The organism is Secundilactobacillus yichangensis (assembly GCF_016861565.1).
Taxonomy (GTDB): domain Bacteria; phylum Bacillota; class Bacilli; order Lactobacillales; family Lactobacillaceae; genus Secundilactobacillus; species Secundilactobacillus yichangensis.
The window spans coordinates 135856-153538 of the sequence record NZ_BOLK01000006.1 but is presented as its reverse complement, the minus strand read 5'-3'; the positions used below and the strand labels follow the sequence as shown (position 1 = coordinate 153538).

General features: G+C 41.3%; 16 protein-coding genes. 7 read left to right on the top strand and 9 right to left on the bottom strand.

All coding sequences use genetic code 11. The features are described 5' to 3' along the window. Positions 1-377, top strand: a 377-nt coding sequence (locus tag JUE95_RS07025; protein WP_203650237.1) for an integrase core domain-containing protein, incomplete at its 5' end; no start/stop codon positions are given. Positions 378-460: 83 nt separating this feature from the next. On the opposite strand, the gene JUE95_RS07020 is transcribed toward JUE95_RS07025, so the two are convergent. Both JUE95_RS07020 and JUE95_RS07015 read right to left on the bottom strand, forming a co-directional pair. Then, positions 461-1021 carry a TIGR01440 family protein gene (locus JUE95_RS07020; RefSeq protein ID WP_203650235.1) on the bottom strand — a complete coding sequence of 187 codons (561 nt, stop codon included), beginning with the start codon at positions 1019-1021 and terminating at the stop codon, positions 461-463. A gap of 486 nt (positions 1022-1507) precedes the next feature. Then, positions 1508-3547 carry a BglG family transcription antiterminator gene (locus JUE95_RS07015; protein ID WP_203650233.1) on the bottom strand — a complete coding sequence of 680 codons (2040 nt, stop codon included), beginning with the start codon at positions 3545-3547 and terminating at the stop codon, positions 1508-1510. A gap of 247 nt (positions 3548-3794) precedes the next feature. Here JUE95_RS07015 and ptsP point away from each other — a divergent pair, with 247 nt between their 5' ends. Beyond that, positions 3795-5516 (top strand): phosphoenolpyruvate--protein phosphotransferase, encoded by a 1722-nt coding sequence (gene ptsP, locus JUE95_RS07010; protein ID WP_203650231.1) that lies wholly within the window; start codon positions 3795-3797, stop codon positions 5514-5516. Between the two features lie 157 nt (positions 5517-5673). On the opposite strand, the gene JUE95_RS07005 is transcribed toward ptsP, so the two are convergent. Both JUE95_RS07005 and JUE95_RS07000 read right to left on the bottom strand, forming a co-directional pair. After that, entirely contained in the window at positions 5674-6558 is an 885-nt protein-coding gene (locus JUE95_RS07005) for a LysR family transcriptional regulator (RefSeq protein WP_203650229.1), read from the bottom strand. A 34-nt stretch (positions 6559-6592) separates the two neighbouring features. Continuing rightward, the gene (locus JUE95_RS07000; protein ID WP_203650227.1) at positions 6593-7243 is read right to left on the bottom strand and encodes a histidine phosphatase family protein; all 651 of its coding nucleotides are present in this window, start codon (positions 7241-7243) and stop codon (positions 6593-6595) included. Positions 7244-7420: 177 nt separating this feature from the next. On the opposite strand from JUE95_RS07000, the gene JUE95_RS06995 reads away from it, so the two are divergent. From JUE95_RS06995 to JUE95_RS06975, 5 genes are all read left to right on the top strand, one after another. Beyond that, positions 7421-8197, top strand: coding sequence for a PTS mannose/fructose/sorbose/N-acetylgalactosamine transporter subunit IIC (locus JUE95_RS06995; RefSeq protein WP_203650225.1), 777 nt, complete (start codon positions 7421-7423; stop codon positions 8195-8197). 17 nt (positions 8198-8214) lie between these two features. After that, positions 8215-9123, top strand: coding sequence for a PTS system mannose/fructose/sorbose family transporter subunit IID (locus JUE95_RS06990; protein ID WP_203650223.1), 909 nt, complete (start codon positions 8215-8217; stop codon positions 9121-9123). A gap of 30 nt (positions 9124-9153) precedes the next feature. After that, positions 9154-9576, top strand: a complete 423-nt coding sequence (locus JUE95_RS06985) for a PTS sugar transporter subunit IIA (RefSeq protein ID WP_203650221.1) — start codon at positions 9154-9156, stop codon at positions 9574-9576. Positions 9577-9629: 53 nt separating this feature from the next. Continuing rightward, a complete protein-coding gene (locus JUE95_RS06980) occupies positions 9630-10106 on the top strand; it encodes a PTS sugar transporter subunit IIB (RefSeq protein ID WP_203650220.1) in 477 nt (158 codons plus the stop codon). A gap of 89 nt (positions 10107-10195) precedes the next feature. Further along, a complete protein-coding gene (locus JUE95_RS06975) occupies positions 10196-10843 on the top strand; it encodes a hypothetical protein (protein ID WP_203650219.1) in 648 nt (215 codons plus the stop codon). Between the two features lie 96 nt (positions 10844-10939). On the opposite strand, the gene JUE95_RS06970 is transcribed toward JUE95_RS06975, so the two are convergent. From JUE95_RS06970 to tkt, 5 genes are all read right to left on the bottom strand, one after another. Further along, positions 10940-11848 carry a metal ABC transporter solute-binding protein gene (locus JUE95_RS06970; RefSeq protein WP_203650218.1) on the bottom strand — a complete coding sequence of 303 codons (909 nt, stop codon included), beginning with the start codon at positions 11846-11848 and terminating at the stop codon, positions 10940-10942. Between the two features lie 150 nt (positions 11849-11998). Further along, a complete protein-coding gene (locus tag JUE95_RS06965) occupies positions 11999-13141 on the bottom strand; it encodes a glycerate kinase family protein (protein ID WP_203650217.1) in 1143 nt (380 codons plus the stop codon). A gap of 12 nt (positions 13142-13153) precedes the next feature. Beyond that, complete coding sequence (locus JUE95_RS06960; protein WP_203650216.1) at positions 13154-14464, bottom strand: GntP family permease; 1311 nt, start codon at positions 14462-14464, stop codon at positions 13154-13156. Between the two features lie 205 nt (positions 14465-14669). Continuing rightward, the gene (locus JUE95_RS06955; protein WP_203650215.1) at positions 14670-15392 is read right to left on the bottom strand and encodes a transaldolase; all 723 of its coding nucleotides are present in this window, start codon (positions 15390-15392) and stop codon (positions 14670-14672) included. An 18-nt stretch (positions 15393-15410) separates the two neighbouring features. Next, positions 15411-17423, bottom strand: a complete 2013-nt coding sequence (gene tkt, locus JUE95_RS06950; protein WP_268920912.1) for a transketolase — start codon at positions 17421-17423, stop codon at positions 15411-15413. Positions 17424-17683 lie beyond the last annotated feature (260 nt).

Genomic DNA, 17683 nt, shown 5'->3' with positions numbered 1-17683 from the left:
ATACCGAGACAGCTGAACTGGTAACGAATACCCTTGATTTAGCCCTACTCCAGCTTAACGGCGTTAAGCCGGAAACAATGCATAGTGATCAGGGTTCTGCTTATACAGGTGGCGCTTACAGTACGGTATTGGCTGGTAATGGCATTCAGCACAGCATGTCACGTGCCGGTACACCTGGTGATAATAGTCCTATGGAGTCATTTTGGAGCCATATGAAGGATGAGTTTTTCGCATACCACAAGGCAAGCTCCAAGACTGAACTAATTACCTTAATTAACCAGTATATTTATTGGTACAACAACGAACGTCTGCAACAAACACTAAATGGCATGACCCCGGAAAAATACCGAAATCATGCCATTCAAAATTGCGCATAAACTTTTAATTATTTGACTGTCCACTTGACAGGAGTCGAGCCAGGCATCCGCTTTAAGCTTTTTTACATGAAGACTGTTAAAAATTATCGTTGACCGGCTGGCATATCATAAATGGCCCGTGGACCACCGATCAGTTTTGGCCGTGACGTTAGGAAGGTGGTATGTGCAGCGCCAATTTCCTTAACGGACGTTTTCACGGGAATCTGAACCCAGCGGACGTGCATGCCAATTTGGGTATCACCGATATCCATCCCGCCATCAGCCACAATTCGTTCAACTTCAACGGGATCCTTGAAGGCCTTATAAGCAGCCACTTGCCCCGCGCCGCCTGCGTGAAGCTGAGGGACCACGGAAACAATTTCGTAACCGCGGCGGTCGGCAACTTCCCGTTCAAGTAACAGTGCCCGGTTGATGTGCTGACAGCCTTGAACAGCTAAGTTAAGATGATGTGCTTTTAAAATCGGCAGTAGCGTGTTAATCACAGTATCGCCGATTTCTTGATTGGAGTTTTGCCCCATCCATGAACCCATTACCTCGCTAGAACTAAAGCCAAGGACAAACAAGCCGTTGTCCGGCAGCGTCACTTGGTCAAAATATTCGTTAAGGGCAGTGGTTAATGAGGTCTTAATGTCATCTGAAGTCATGATCGTGTAATACTCCTTTCAATCCATATGTAAAGTTACCTGTTTATCATACATTCATAACGGCTGAATTACAATTGACAGGCTTGCAAAAAGAGTAACTAATGGCACGGGCATTTCAGTTGCCAAGTAGCATTTGAAATAGTTAAAAGTGGGCAGTATTTCTTACTTATCTACTATGTGCAACGAGTTAAAAAAGCTCTCATTTGACAATCAAACCGATGTCAAAAAACACTGTAATGGACCTCAGAAATTTTAGTTATTCAACTGGTGTTGAACATTGCCTTTACGAAAGCAGTTAGTTTATACAGTGTCAGTAGAAACTGCATTAGCAGGAGGAGCATTAATTATAGCCGAAAAAAGTATTTGTAGACTAGAAAGTTTAACGAACTTTACCTATTTAATATAGAGGGGAAATTTTGTGGGAAAAAATGTCGTATTAGGCATATTATTATTCAAGCTTGATATTTTTTGCTGTACTTCATAGCTTCAAAATGGTATTTTATTTATTCGTTGAATCAGTTCATTTTCATTAGTTGATTCGTAAACCTGTTTTAGCCAGGTCGTGTTTTGAAGATAATTAGTCAATAATTGCAGGAATTTAAGGTGCTTTTGGCTGTCAATGGAAGCCAAACCAATAATTAATTTAACCGGTTTGGTTGATTGTTTAATCTTAACAGGGTGCTTTAATAAACTGACGCAGGCTCCAGTATCTTTGACACCATCTCGAGGAGAAGCATGCGCCAACATAATGCCGTTACCGATAACCATGTATGGTCCATTGAGCTTGATCAATTGAATAATTTTTTGGATATAACCGAATTCAATTTTATTTTGGATTAGAAGTGGCTGCAGTGATGTTTGTATTGCCTGTTGCCATTGTAATGGTTTTTGAATATATTGGATGTCCTGTTCATTCCAATATAGTTGTTGAGATGTATTGGTGAGTGCAGAGGCTGGCCTAACGACAGCACTTTGATTAGAAAGGTATTCACGCAACGTCTGTTTTAAAGCCGGAAGGTTAATAATTTTTGAATAGGTGCTGATAATATCTAGTAAGGCTTCAACGTTGATTTGCGCTTGGTTACTAGTAGGTATGATACCAGTACTGACCAACGAGTCTTGAATTTTATGCCATTCAGATACCGAAGGAAACGCTGAAACGGTCACCACTGGAATGCTTTCACGTTGATGCAATCGAATCGTACTAATAATTAATTTAGTTTGATTAACCGAGTTATTTTCGTAGTCAATGACGCTCATTGGACCGATGAAATTTACATTAGGATAAAGTGTACGTAATTGAGAAAGTAAAAGATGTGAAGTCCCAATTCCGCTTGAGCAGACTACAAAGACTTCCTTAATGTTATTAGTTTGTGTGGCTGTATTACGTAATACGCCACCAAAATATAGTGCGATTAAGGCAGTTTCATCATCTGAGATTCTTTTTGATACAAAGTGTTCGAATGGTTTAACAGCTTGCTTAGTCAAATTGAAGGTTGCCTGATAGGTTTCCTTGATTTGGTTGAGATTAGGGTGAATATATTGAATATCGAACTTAACTCGGTAGTAGGTGGATAGTAAATGAATTGTTAGATTGTTGAGAAGACCATTCTTTTGAGGATCAATTGAATAACCTAAAAATGCACTAAAACGTTGTATCATTTGCAGAGCAACTGGGCGCAGTGACTTAATTAATGGATTATTCCAGTTAACAGTTGAAAATGGCCGAGAATTGATAATCTTTGCGAGATATGCGGCCTCTGATGAATTCTTTACGTGGTTGTCCTGCAAAAAACTATTTGACCAAGTGAAAACCAGTGAGTAATTGAAAGCTTTAGCCGAGTCTTTTAATTGGTAAGTGGGAGATTTGATCCTGTTTAAGTACCAAGTGATGAAGTATTTAAACATTTCCTTTGCATCATCAGTTAACTGATTCCCCGTAATATGTTCAAGTAATTTTAACTGCTGAGAGACGTTTGGATTCAGACTAAGTTCTGAATTTGATTTGAATATTGTTATTAATTCATCGGCATGCTCGTAAACCCAGCGACGTTTTGTAACCTCAGAGCCAGTTACTTTTTTTCCAATATTCGTGTTTATAATTTGTAAATTTTGGTGTTTCAGTTCTGGCGTAAGCTTTGTTAAATCCCTGATAATGGTATTTTTGGATACACTTAAATAGGTTTTTAAATATGTAAGGGACGAGTATTGACGATTAATTAGCTCAAAAGTAATCACTTTTTTGCGCTCATCAGGTGACAAGCCGGAAAATTTAATGGGCTTGGAGCCTGAATTCAACTCGTTAATTGTTTCAGCAGGTAGATGGTAACCTAGGCCCTTAACGTTGGTGATTTCAAAATAATTGCTGTCATCTAGTTCAATGTTAACTTTCTTAATTAAATAAAAAATACTTCTTCTAGATAGGTTTAAGCTTTCCATTAAGCTTGATATAGGCACAAATTTGTTTGGACCAGCTAACGTATTTAGTAACAAATCACCATGTTTTAATTTACTAAAATGAATCATATTTTCCCCCGTTAAAAACTTTTATTAGGGGTGCCATTCTTGCACCCTAACGACTGCTATTATTGCACTTGTGAATGAAACAATCAATTTATATACTGAATGTGTAGTGTAATTGATCCGTGTTTAAAATTTCGTTATCCAATCCGCATACTATTAACAATAGTTATATTTTTAGTCGTTAATGAAAGCGCTGTATTGAGGGATGAGGTATCGATTAATAAACTATTACAGAATAGAGGTAATTAATTTGTCTATGAAGATAAAAGGAATCGCAGCTAGTGATGGAATTGGTATTGCAAAGGCGTATCTTTTAGTAGATCCTGATTTAAGTTTTAAAAAGACGACAATTACTGATGTCGATGCAGAAATTGCTCGGTTACATGAAGCACTGAACGCATCTATTGATGATTTGAAGACCATTCAACAAAATGCTAAGGGCAGTTTAGACGATGATACTTTAGCAATTTTTGATGCCCACATTACAATTTTGTCTGACCCAGAAATGATCAAACAAATCAACGAACAAATTACAAGTAAGAAAGAAAACGCAGAACAAGCATTAACCAAAGTGACAACAGATTTTGCAAATACGTTAGCTGCTATGAAGGATAACAAGTACATGCAGGAGCGTGCAACTGACGTAAAGGACGTTTCAAAACGAGTACTTAGTCATTTGCTTGGGAAAAAGTTACCTGATTTGGCTGCAGTCGATACTCCAGTTATTATCGTTGCCCATGAAGTAACGCCATCTGACACTTCTCAAATGAATAAGAAGTACGTGAAAGGTATGATTACTGACTTAGGTGGAAGAACCAGTCACTCAGCCATCATGTCTCGAACCTTGGAGATCCCAGCGGTCGTTGGGACTGCCGAAGCAACGCAAAAAATTAAAAATGGCGAGACCCTTATTTTAGACGGGCTCAACGGTGAAGCAATCAGCAATCCTAGTGAAGCTGAAATCAAAGATTATGAAAAGCAGGCTCAGGATTTTGAAAAGCAACGTGAAGAGTGGGCTAAGTTAGTTGACGCACCATCGGTTTCTGCGGATGGTAAGGAATTTGAGATTGCTTCTAATATTGGGACTCCAGCTGATATGGATGACGTTCAAAAAGCGGGATCGGACGCAGTTGGTTTGTTTAGAACCGAATTCCTGTACATGGATAGCACCAGCTTACCAACGGAAGATGATCAGTTTAATGCCTATAAGAAAGTCGTTGAGACGATGAATGGCAAGCCAGTGGTTATCCGGACCATGGATATCGGTGGTGATAAGCCACTGAACTACTTACCGTTGCCCGAAGAAATGAACCCATTCTTGGGATATCGTGCCATCCGGATCTCACTGGATCGGCAAGAAATTTTTCGAACTCAACTGCGTGCTTTGATTCGGGCATCTAAATTTGGTCAATTAAGAATTATGTTCCCAATGATTGCCACGCTTGATGAATTTAGAAAAGCAAAAGCTATTTTCATGGAAGAAAAAGAAAAGCTTCAAGCGGATGATCCAGGACTAGGTAATGACATTAAATTAGGAATTATGATTGAAATTCCGGCTGCCGCCATTTTTGCTGAAGCCTTTGCTAAGGAAGTCGATTTCTTCAGTATTGGAACTAATGATTTGATTCAATACTCATTTGCTGCTGATCGCGGGAACGAGTCCGTTTCCTATCTATACCAACCCTATAATCCAGCTTTGTTGAAATTGATCAAGCACGTCATTGATTCCGCTCATAAAGAGGGTAAAATTGCTGCCATGTGTGGTGAGATGGCCGGTGACGAGATTGCGTTACCATTACTTATGGGTATGGGACTTGATGAATACTCGATGAGTTCAAGTTCAGTATTAAGAACTCGTAGCTCTATGAAATCTCTTGATACTAAGAAATGTGCAAAGTTGGTTGCTAATGTTCTGAAGGATTCTTTAACCAATGAAGATACAAAGAAAATGGTTAAGAAATTTCTGAAATAATCTATATCAATGTGGACAATAAAAAGCGCATCAAGATTATGGAAATAATCTTGATACGCTTTTTTCGGATGCTCGTTTACATTTGTTTTTGAAAAGCTCCAATAATTAGTTGAATAATTTAATAGTCAAAAAAATCAGTTTTATCTAGATGGATAGATTAATTCTGCATTTTAAAAAATTCAGACCGAACTTTCAAAATTAAGCGATCGATTTCAGATGTATGCTGATTTGCTTTCTTATGTTTAACAGCAAAAATTGGTAGTGTAGGAGGCTGTTCTGTTAAGTGGAGTTTCCGAATGTCAGCATGTTCCCTCAGTAGTTTATTTAACATTGATTCAGGAATAATTGCCCAGGTATTGTTGTTAATCAGGTAATTATTAACGTCACTACTTGAATCGAGTCGGATAAATGGCTCAAGTTCACTATTCCAGCACATCAGATGCCATTCTTTATATGATCGATTGTAAGGAATGAGTATCTCGTCATGCTCAGATAGCATTTCAGCACTAACAGTAACAGGATAACTACTTTTAGCTGAAGCAATTAATACTAACGGATCTTCACCAATTTTTCGAATGTCCGTTTGATATCGAGATGACTGAATAAAAGTAAAACCAACGTCGGTTGTACCATTGGCCACTGAATCGTAAATATTCCTACTACTACTGGTCTTAATTGAGTAGCGAAGAAGTGGGTCTTCTTCTAATAATAACGGTAAGATTTGGGAGAGAATCGTATGATTGATATCTGGTTGAATCATAACTGAAACTAACTGATAGTTGGCTAGTTCCTTTAAATTACTTGTTTCCTTAGTCAATTGCACGAGTTGCTGCGCCAGGGGGATTAGCTTCTTCCCATAGGCTGTCAGACTTACTGTAGATTGACCCTTTACCCGATGGATTAATGTAACGCCAAGTTCACTTTCCAGACGGTTGAGTCGATTACTGACAGCAGCTTGAGTGATGTAAAGAGCTTCAGCCGCTTGCGAAATTTGTTTGTATTCAACTATTTTTAAAAAGGTCTCTAATAATTCAGAATTCACATCGATTCACCCTTTACTGACTAATAATCTTATTTTATAAACTAGTTTTATTATAAGAAATTAAAGTTGTATTATCATCAGTCAGTTTTACAGTAGAGATACTTCCATTTGCGGGATAATTACCAATAGTGTTTACACCTTGACTATCTGCAAGGGTTCGGATAAAAGTACCGTGTGTTACCAAAAGAACACTAGAGTTATCCGAACATGTATTCCTAATTGTATCGAATCCTTGCTTCCAGCGGGCAAGAACTTGTTCGTTAGTTTCCGCGAGGTGCTCAGGATCAAGGTCATTCATATACTGACGTACTCCTATAAACCCCTTGGTCTTTAAAATTTCCTCTTGGGTTTTGAAACCGTGAGGGGCGCCAACCTTAGCCCAGGTTTCATCGGCATCAAGACCTTCAAAGTAGCCGAAAAAAACTTCTCTAAAAAGTGGTTCTACAATAATGTTCTCGGTTGGTTGTACCTGTTCAGATAAAATTATATCTCTAGTGTCAATTGCTCGTTTTAAATCAGATGAATAAACATAGTTAAAGTGTAGTCCTTTCAGCTTTTTACCGGCCGAAAGTGCATCTAAACGTCCCTGCTTTGTTAAATCAGAATCACACCAGCCCTGCATTCGATTAAATCTATTTAGTAGAGTTTGCCCATGACGTACGATATAAACTGTTTGTGTTGTCATAAATATTCCTCCTATAACTACTGCTTTATCATAGATGAATTTTTTTTAATATTCAACCTTGTAATGAAAGCGCAATCATATATAATGAAATTAGGCACAAGTGATTTTTATGTCAGTGCTAATTTTGTTTGAGCAATTATTGTTTAGCACGTTTATAAATAAGGGGAGGTATTTGTAATGCAGGTTACTTTGTCAATATGGCAAGCGTTACTGATTGCTATTTGGGTTGCGTTAGTTGAGTCGCGTATTCTTGGTTTTGCAACTTTGATGATGCGCTTTAGTCCATTAATGACTGGTATGATGGTTGGTTTTATCATGGGTGACATTAAACAAGCTATGATTGTTACCGCCGCTATTCAGTTAGTCTATATGGGATTTGTCGCTCCGGGTGGTGCTCTTCCGGCTGAACCAGCTATTGGTGCCGCTATTGCGGTTCCAGTTGCACTGATAGGACATATGAGTCCTCATGCAGCCATTGCCATTGCGGTTCCAGTTGCTCTGTTAGGTAGTTACCTATATCAATTCCGTTTCTTCCTAAACACATTCGCACTTAAACCAATGGATAAGTATGCTAGGGAAGGAAACGCACATGGTTTGCGTTTTTCAATTATTGGTATCCCAGCACTTATTTCGTTCGTGCTGTTTATTCCGCTGATTTTTATTGCTCTTTACTTTGGTGCACCAGTAATTTCAATGGTTATCACCAATTTTGCTCATGGGACAGTTATTCATGTGCTTAATTCAGTCGGTGGTGGACTGGCAGCTCTTGGTATTGCAATTATTATGCAGGTTATTGGTAAACAACGTCTTTTGCCGTTCTTCTTCTTAGCCTACTTCATGAGCGTGGCTTTTGCCGCTTTGAAGATTAATATGACAATTTACGCTATCTTCGGTGTCATCATTGCCATTATCTACGTATCACTTTCTCAAAAAAATGCAAAGGTAAATAATTGACAAAGGAGGATATAAAAATGAGTGATAATCCAACAGCAGCATCAAAAAAAGATGAAATACAAAGTGAAACTGGAGAAACTACTGACCATCGGATTCCTCAACCAGATCCAATTACCAACAAAGATTTGATGAAATCATGGTTTGGCTGGTGGTGGGCTAATGAAATTCCGCATACTTTTGACCGTATGTTAGCACCGTCATTTTGTTTCGGTTTAATTCCGACACTACAAAAACTATATAAAGATAAAGATGAACTGGCTAAAGCCTTTCAACGTCACTTACTATTTTTTAACACACAAGCTACTTGGGGTGGCGGTACCTTAACTGGTGTCACTATTTCACTTGAAGAAGCACGTGCCAAGGCATTAGCAAATGGCCAAGAACCTATTTCTGAAGATATGATCAACAACACTAAAGTTGGTTTAATGGGTCCTTTAGCCGGAATAGGTGATTCTATTGACTCTGGTACGATTCAGTACATTTTTATTGCAATGTTCTTACCATTTGCTAAGCAAGGTAACTTTTTAGGTGCTTTGTTACCATTCTTATGTTTTGCTATTGCAACCTTCACTTATGGTTATTACTTCACAAAGATGGGTTATTCACTAGGTCGTTCAGCTGCGAAGGAAATCATGACTGGTGGTCGTATGGCCGGTATCATTGATGGATTAGGGATTCTTGGTCTGTATATGATGGGTATCTTAGCCGGACAGTACATCACGATTAGGAGCTATTTAAAGTTCTCAATTAGCGGAAAAGTCTTTAACTTGAATTCAATTCTAAACGAGATTCTTCCTGGATTGCTACCATTAGTAGCAGTGCTTCTTGTGTACTGGTACTTCCAACGTCAAGGGCTTAAGATTACTCGAGCACTGTTATATCTGACTGGTGCACTGATTGTATTGAGTATCTTCTACATTATTTAGACGCTGCATTATTCGGAAGGGAATTTAGATATGAAACGAGCATTTTTAGTAATCACACATGGTGACATGGGCATTGAAACTGTTAAAAGTGCAGAACTTTTGATGGGACCTCTAGAAAATGTAACTGCTTTAGGTTTGCATCCGGGGGAATCAGTTGATTCGCTGCGTGATCAGGCATATGAAGTTCTAGATAAAAATGCAAAAATATATGATGAAACCATAGTTCTGGTTGATCTACTAGGTGGTAGTCCTTCGAACGTTTCTCTTTCAACGTTAGCAAGATACCGCGACTTAAAGATTATTACTGGCTTAAGCTTACCGTTGCTGATAAACTTACTTAATTTTACTAGCTCCGAAGAAAATACCGAAAAGTTGATTAATGATTCCATCAACGTTGCCAAAGATGGCATAAAAATGATTGATAAGAACTTTTTACAACACAAAGGTAAATAATACGAGTATAGTTAAAGTTAGATAAAAACTAAAGCATAATGGAGGTTTCGGCTATGGGAACAATTAATTTAGCACGTGTCGATGACCGTTTGATTCATGGTCAAGTCATGCAAAAGTGGACCAAAGGAAAGGGTACTAATTCAGTTTATGTTGTCGATAATGCAACAGCTGCTGATGATTTTATGAAAGATATTTACGTCAGCACTAATTCAACTGGTGGATTGGATATTGAAGTTTATTCTGCTAAAGAAGTTGCTGATCAGTGGAAAAAGGATCAATTTGGTGATGCCAAGGTCGTAATTGTATTCAAGTACGTCAAGGAAGTTAAAGAAGCTCTTGATGCAGGATTGGAACTGAAAGCATTGAACGTTGGTGGAATTTCAAAGAAGCCTAACACTGAACAAATTATTCCTGGTGTTAATATTTCTGAGGATGAAAAAGGGTTATTAAAAGAAATCCACGACAGCGGAATCGACGTCTTTTTCCAGCAGGTTCCTGAATCGAAAAAGGTTGAGTACAATCTCGGTTAACGACTAAAAAAGTTTATGTCATTGTTGTATTTTAAAAGCCTGGAACTTTTCCAGGCTTTTTTAGTCAATTAGCGAGTGAGGTTTTTACATTGGAAGATAACTTTGAGGTATATCCGGATAAAATACGAACATATACGACGTCTATTGTCTTTATGTTCTTTGGGGTATGCTTTTTCACAGTGATATTCATTCACACCTATTTGATCTTTAAAATTTTCTCACTTTTCTTTGCGGTAATGTCTTTATACTTAGTCTATAAAACTTTTCATGATGGTCATTTGGATCATCCCGACTATGTGATTAATGATATGGGTATAACCGACAACACAAAGAGCAGAAGAATCATTGTTCCGTGGTCTGATGTTTTGAAAATCGAGATGACGCCTAACAATGCTTCAATGCAAATTGGTATTCTTGCTAAAAGTATTGTTAGCGATCAAGAGGAAAAAACTGACATCTTAAAGGAAAATTTTGCTAGTAATGGTAACTTAGCATTTTATTCTGTCATGATTGACGGCTTTAAGTACCGTCAAAAATCATTTTTGAAAATCTTTAAGGAGCTTGAACGTCAAGGAGTAAAACATAACCCTAAGATTCTCATTAGTGAATATGTTGATCCGGAAACTAAGCGAAAGATGGCTGATAAACGTGATGCAGAAATTAGGGCGAAACGGCGTGAGGAAAAGATGGCCTATCGCATGATGCACCCCAAAAAACATTGGTGGTCAAGAGGTTAGTAAAGGACAGTTAGTGGAAATGTTTTTAGTTCAGCAACAAAAAAATTAAAACACAGTCACTTCCAGCAGGAGTCCCATAATTGTTAGATAAAGTATCTAACGATTGTGGGATTTTTGCGTATGCTGGACCTCATCGAACTGACGCATCATCCAGGTTTTATAAGTGGTTCCAGAAGGCTGCGATTCAGTCACCCGAACGATTGGAACCCCGCTGTTTTTAGCAAGGGTCAGCAAATTAGTTGTCATTTTGCTGATTTCTTGGGTATTGACAACAAAAAAGGCAATCTTATGGTGACGGATGTCAGCTTGCATTTGTTTGATATCTTTCGGTGAAGGATCGGTATCGTTTTGAACAGCTTGCGCGTAATGATTGTTGTTTTGACGATAACCCATTTCGGCTAACGAATAATCAAAAACCGGTTCACTGACGTTTACTCGAGCATGGTGGCTGTTGCGGCGAAGCTGGGTAACTTTCTGATCCAACGGTTTTAACGACTGAATATAGTGTTTTGCGTTACGTTTAAAGTAAGCCTTATTTTCGGGCTGGCGTTTAGCAAATTGATCAGCCAGCTCGTTTGCTAATTTGGGCATGGTTTTCATGCTGTACCAGATATGTTCGTTATCACCGTCACGACGATTCATGATACCTTGAGCCACGTTGATTTTAGTGGTACCCGTATTATCAGCGGACAGCCGCTTCATCCAGGTATCGTAGCCCAGCCCATTATAAATGATTATATTAGCGTTGCTGACTTGTTTTGCAGTTTTAGTTGTTGGCTCAAATTCATGCGGTTCCATACTTGGTTTATCGATGATTGAGGTAACCGTTCCCTTATCGCCCAGTACGGCTTTTGCAGTTTCACCGTAGAAATCCAGTGACGCCACTACGTTGATCCGATGGGAATCATGCGATGTAGTAGTTCTTGACGTGCAGCCCACTAACAAAACAGCGATGAACGCCAGTGTTAGTAAAGTGCTGAGTGATCGAATGTAGCGCTTTAACATGTTAATCAGGTTACCCCCTCAGTTAAATGATAATAGTTACCATTAGTATAGAATACCACAACCGATTGCTAGATGGTATGAAATTCAGAAATCAAAAAACTCCCTTAAGTAAAGGTACTTAGGGGAGTTTTGACTGATTTTAAATCATTACTAATTAATACTATTGATCAACCGGCCGACGTTTTCAGCTAAAAGAGCCAAGTTCTTGGGACCGTCAGCAATGGCCTGCTCCAACGTGGTGACACCGGGAACGATTGGGAAAATCGCATCGATAGCGGTTTTATCGTACAAACTATCAACACCTTTGCCAACGTTACCGGCCAGTACGATCACCGGTGCGTCTGGTACAACCGACTTGGTTGCCTGAGCAACGCCATACGGTGTTTTACCGAATTTGGTTTGAAAGTCGATGCCGCCTTCACCAGTAAAGACAAAGTCAGCACCTTTTGCCCGTTGTTTTAAGTGGGAATATTCAACGACAATGTCGATTCCCTTTTGCATTTCAGAGTTGGTGAAAGCCAGTAGTCCGGCACCCAGTCCACCGGCGGCACCTGCACCAGCGCGATCGGCTAGGTCAAGCTGCAGGTCACGCTTAATGATGTCAGCGTAGTGCCGCAGGTTAGCGTCTAAGGTTTTGACCATGTCGGGAGTCGCCCCTTTTTGGGGACCGAAAACGGCGGATGCACCGTCGGGACCAACTAGTGGATTGGTGACGTCTGAAGCAATAATAATCTTGGTTTCCGCTACAGCAGGATTAACGTCTGACGTATCGATCCGGTTTAATTGCCCAAGTTGACCGCCGCCAAAGGTTAGTTCCTGATCGTTTTGATCGAACAATTTCACTCCCAAAGCCTGGGCCATTCCAGCACCGCCATCATTAGTGGCGCTGCCGCCGATACCCAAAATGATTTGTTTAATTCCTTGAGCCATGGCGTCAAGCATCAGTTCACCGGTACCGTAAGTGGTGGTAATCAGGGGATTGTGCGTCTGATCGTCAACAAATTGAATGCCACTAGCGGAGGCCATTTCAATCACGGCGGTTTCCTGGTCACCCAAGATACCGTATTTTGCTTGAACTGGTGTGTTTAGGGGACCCGTCACCTGTTTTTCAATGATGCGGCCTTCGGTTGCGTCAACTAGTGACTGAACGGTACCTTCACCGCCATCAGCCATGGGAACCTTTTCAAAAACGGCCTCCGGGAAAATCTTTTTCAGTCCGGCATGCATGGCATCAGCAGCTTCTTTAGCGGTCATTCCACCCTTGAAAGAATCGGGTGCAAGTACAAATTTCATCTTAATTTCCTCCTATAGATGCATGTAACCAAACATGATCGTGGCAACGATAGCAGTGGTTAACCCAACCATTGACTCGTAGACGATTGCCTTAGAACGTTCTGAAATATCCATTTGCATGGCGTTGGCAGTCACGTGGAAATAGTTACCGTGAGGCAAATGATCGATCACGACACCACCCGTATGAACCATGGCCGCGGCTGCTAAAGGTGCGACGCCGAAGCCCAAAATGGATTTACCGAATGACCCGGTTGCCAGAATAACCCCAGTGGAAGTTGAAGCGGCAGCTGCGGCCATTAAAATACCGGAAATTGGCGCCAGCAGTGTACCGGAAAGGTGCGACACTTTGATGAGGGCAATGACTTCTTCAGGTAAACTAGAATTGGTAATTAAGCCACCAATGGCACCGGCACCAATCAAAATGAGAACTACATCGGTCATTCGAGTCATTCCTGAAGCGGCATAGGAACGCAGCTTGGAGCCCTGTTTCATGGCAAGCGCGCCAATGATTGCCGCAATCGGCAGGACGTACAGGGCGTCTAGATTCAGGGTTGTCAGTATTTTAATATGCAGCATTGAACCGATTGGATTGACCAGTAACAGTACAATAGCGACTACCGGAGTAACTAATGAACTGCCTAAACTAGGCAAATCTTTCTTCTCAGGGGTAGTAGCCATGAGGTTGGCTAAGTCTTCATCCAATACCTGAGAGCCCTTATTCTTCAGTAAACTGGCTAATAATACGGTCATGGCCAGTCCAAACAATGCCGGAACAAAATCGGCAATCATGACCTGACTCAGTTCAACGCCGAACCCCTTGGCGGCCGCAATCGTATTTGGATTTGGCGAGATAATGTTTCCGGCTTTACCACCTCCAGAAAGGGCAACCAGCAGCGCTAATTTTGAGATGTGCATCTTTTTGCCGGCTTCCAGCGCGATCGGCGAGACGATCAAAACGGCTACCGGAATAAAGACCCCCACGGCCGTGATAACCATGGTCGCCAGCGCTAACGCGAAAATAGCCAGCCGGTCACCTAACTTGGTAACGATTGTCCGGGCAAGGGTTTCCGCGGAACCTGATTCCATCATAACCCCAGCCAGCATCCCAGCTGCCAGAACCCTTAAAATGGTTCCCATGACACTTTGAGAACCCGCGATGAGAATATTAACGGTCTGCAACAAATTGGCACCACCGATTAGACAGCCAATGATAGCACCTAGTAATAGAGAGTAAACGGCATTTAACTTCTTTAAGATCAAGATAATGGCTAAGGCTAGCCCAATTAGTGCTGCCCACCAAGTTACAACAACTGTTTGAGTCATCACTGAACCCCTCCTAAAATCATGATTCCCGACTCCCAACAAGTTCGAGAATGAATAAATGGCCGGCTTGGCAAAAATAATTATAGACAAATTCGAATAATCTACAAGCAAGTGACATCATTGTAGGGAAAATAAAACAGTCCGCTTATCGATCTGGTACTGACTGACAGGCGGACTGCTTACTTTATACATAGTGTTTGATCGGCTAACCTAGAATCTTCAGACCAGTTGCTTTAATATCAGCCGCGAATCCCTTAACGGTATTCATGGTAATGTCATCACCAGTTTGACCGGCCTTCGCAACTAATTTATCAATAATGGTCGGCGGTACGGTGATGATATCAACGCCGTATTGTTCAGCCTGCATGATGCTGTAAACTTCCCGGGTACTTGCCCAGAGCAGTTCAACATCGTCGCGGTCCTTGGTTAACGCGACGCTTTGCTTAACAAACGGAATTGGATCGATACCGGCATCGGCTACTCGGCCAACGAAGATGGAGACGATACTTGGTGTACCAGGTACGATAGCATCAACACTTTCCTTAACTTGTTCAACGGTAGCGATGGCGGTGACGTTGACTTTGACGCCGTCAGCGGTTAAATCATGGATCAAGTTCGTTGTTGGTTCGCCCGCAGTGGTCCGAATCGGTATTTTGACGTAAACGTGCGGCCCGAGGTCGTGCAGCATTTTGGCTTCTTTAAGCATGGTGTCATAGTCGTTGCTGAATACTTCAAATGAAATGGCTTCATCGGGGAAGGTGGCAACTGCTTCTTTAGCAAATGTCAGGTAATCCGTTACGCCAGCTTTCTTTAACAAACTAGGATTAGTGGTAAAACCAGTCACAAAGTCATTTTCATTAATGGCCTTCATATCTTCAAGGTCGGCACCATCAGAGTAAATTTTAGTTTTAAAAGTTAATTTCGTCATTGTATTCTCCTCAATAAATTAAGCTTTGGCAGTTTTTTCGCTGAACGCTTTTAAATAAGTCGCTGCCACGTTATCAGCGGTAAAGCCGAACTGGTTCATGATTGCGGCTGGGTTGCCAGATTCACCGAAACGGTTGTTAATGCCGACTGTTTTGCCCTGCAGGCCAACGTAGTGTTCCCAGCCATAGGATGTTCCCATTTCAATGGCAACTCTACGAGTGACATGGCTTGGCAGTACTTGTTCACGGTATTCAGCGGGCTGGGCATCGAATAATTCGAACGATGGCAATGAAACAACCGAAACATCACGCCCTGCATCACGAAGCTGCTCTTGGGCTGATAAAGCCAGCTGAACTTCAGAACCAGTGGCAATTAAGATGCCTTCAGGAGTTGTTCCCTTAGCTGGCGAGAGAACGTACCCGCCACGTTTTACACCTTGGTTGGCTAACACGTCCGTTTGCGGCAGTGTTGGCAAATTTTGCCGAGTGAGCACCAGCATGGTTGGGGTTTCAGTTGCAGCAAGGGCAACTTGCCAAGCGGCAATTGCTTCATTGATATCTGCAGGCCGAATCACGTTGACGTTTGGCATGGCACGAAAACTCATCAACTGTTCAATGGGTTCATGAGTCGGGCCATCTTCACCAACGGCAATCGAATCGTGAGTGAACACAAAAGTTGACGGAATCTTCTGAATGGCGGCCAACCGAATGGCAGCCCGCATGTAGTCTGAGAAAACGAAGAAGGTGCTGGCGTAAGCATGAATGCCGCCATGCAGCGTCATTCCATTTACCGCTGCAGCTTCAGCGAATTCACGAACGCCAAACCAAACGTTTTTACCAAGCTGATCGTCAGGTTCGTAGGCTTCTGCAGTTTTAACATTTGTTTTATTTGAAGAGAATAGGTCAGCACTCCCACCCCAGAAACTTGGTAACTGTTCTGAAATAGCGGTAATGATTCGCTGACTGGTATTCCGGCCTGACTCTGATTCACCAACGTGGCTAACGGGAAGTTTCGGATCCAATGAGACGGGTTTGAAGCTCTGCAGTAGTTGGGATGCTAGTTCAGGATACTGATCTAGATAATGATCAAATAGTGTCTGCCACTGTTCTTCAGCAGCGATTCCGCGCTGTTTAACTGTGGCCTCGAAGTTTTGGCGAACGTCGTCTGGAATGTCAAATGAGACGTAATCCCAGCCCAGCTTTTTCCGGGTGGCTGTCATATTCTCCTCACCCAGGGGCTTACCATGAACGCCATTAGTACCAGCGTTGGGTGCGCCAAAGCCAATCACCGTTTTCACGTCGATCAGGGTTGGTTGATGAGTATTTTGTTTAGCCGCCTCAATCGCTGCATTGATTTCAGCAGGATTATTGCCATCTGCAACGTGCAGGACTTGCCAGTTATAAGCTTCAAAGCGCTTCGGGGTATCGTCAGTAAATGCCATATCAGTGGGACCGTCAAGTGAGACGCTGTTGTCGTCGTATAAAACGATCAGCTTACCTAACTTAAGGTGGCCAGCCAGACTAGCAGATTCATGAGAAATACCTTCCATAAGGTCACCATCGCCAGCTAAAGCGTAGGTGTAGTGATCCATAATTTTAAAGCCGGGCTTGTTGTACTGTGCGGCCAGGTGGCTTTCAGCCATCGCCATGCCCACAGCCATACCCAAACCTTGGCCTAAAGGTCCGGTAGTGGCTTCAACACCATCAGTCACACCATATTCTGGGTGGCCAGGTGTTTTACTGTTAAGCTGCCGGAACTGCTTTAAGTCATCAATCGTCAGGTTAAAGCCTGAAAGGTGTAACAGACTGTACAGTAAAGAAGAACCGTGACCGGCAGATAGAATAAACCGGTCGCGATTGATCCAGTGCTGATCAGTCGGGTTAATGTTTAGATGTTTAGTCCATAGAGTGTACGCCATTGGTGCTGCACCAAGGGGTAATCCAGGATGGCCAGAATTGGCCTTTTCAATCATATCGACGCTTAAAAAGCGCAGTGCGTTAATTGATTTTTGGTCTAGGTTACTATTTTGCAAGTTAATCACGCTCCTATGCCTATGAAATATAAGGTAACTGGTAAGATATGTCAACTCAGAGATTCTGAATGGTATAGTTGATATATCGGACAATTTCATTGAGATTTTCAGCAAAAATGGTTTGGTTGAAAGCAAGTCAAACTAGGCTTTCTTGATTATTAAAATCCAAAATCATCGTTTTGATGAAAATTTCAGGGCATCAAGCGAAAATGAGAAATAGTTTTCATTTGATGATTAATTCGAAAAAACATTTGAATTAA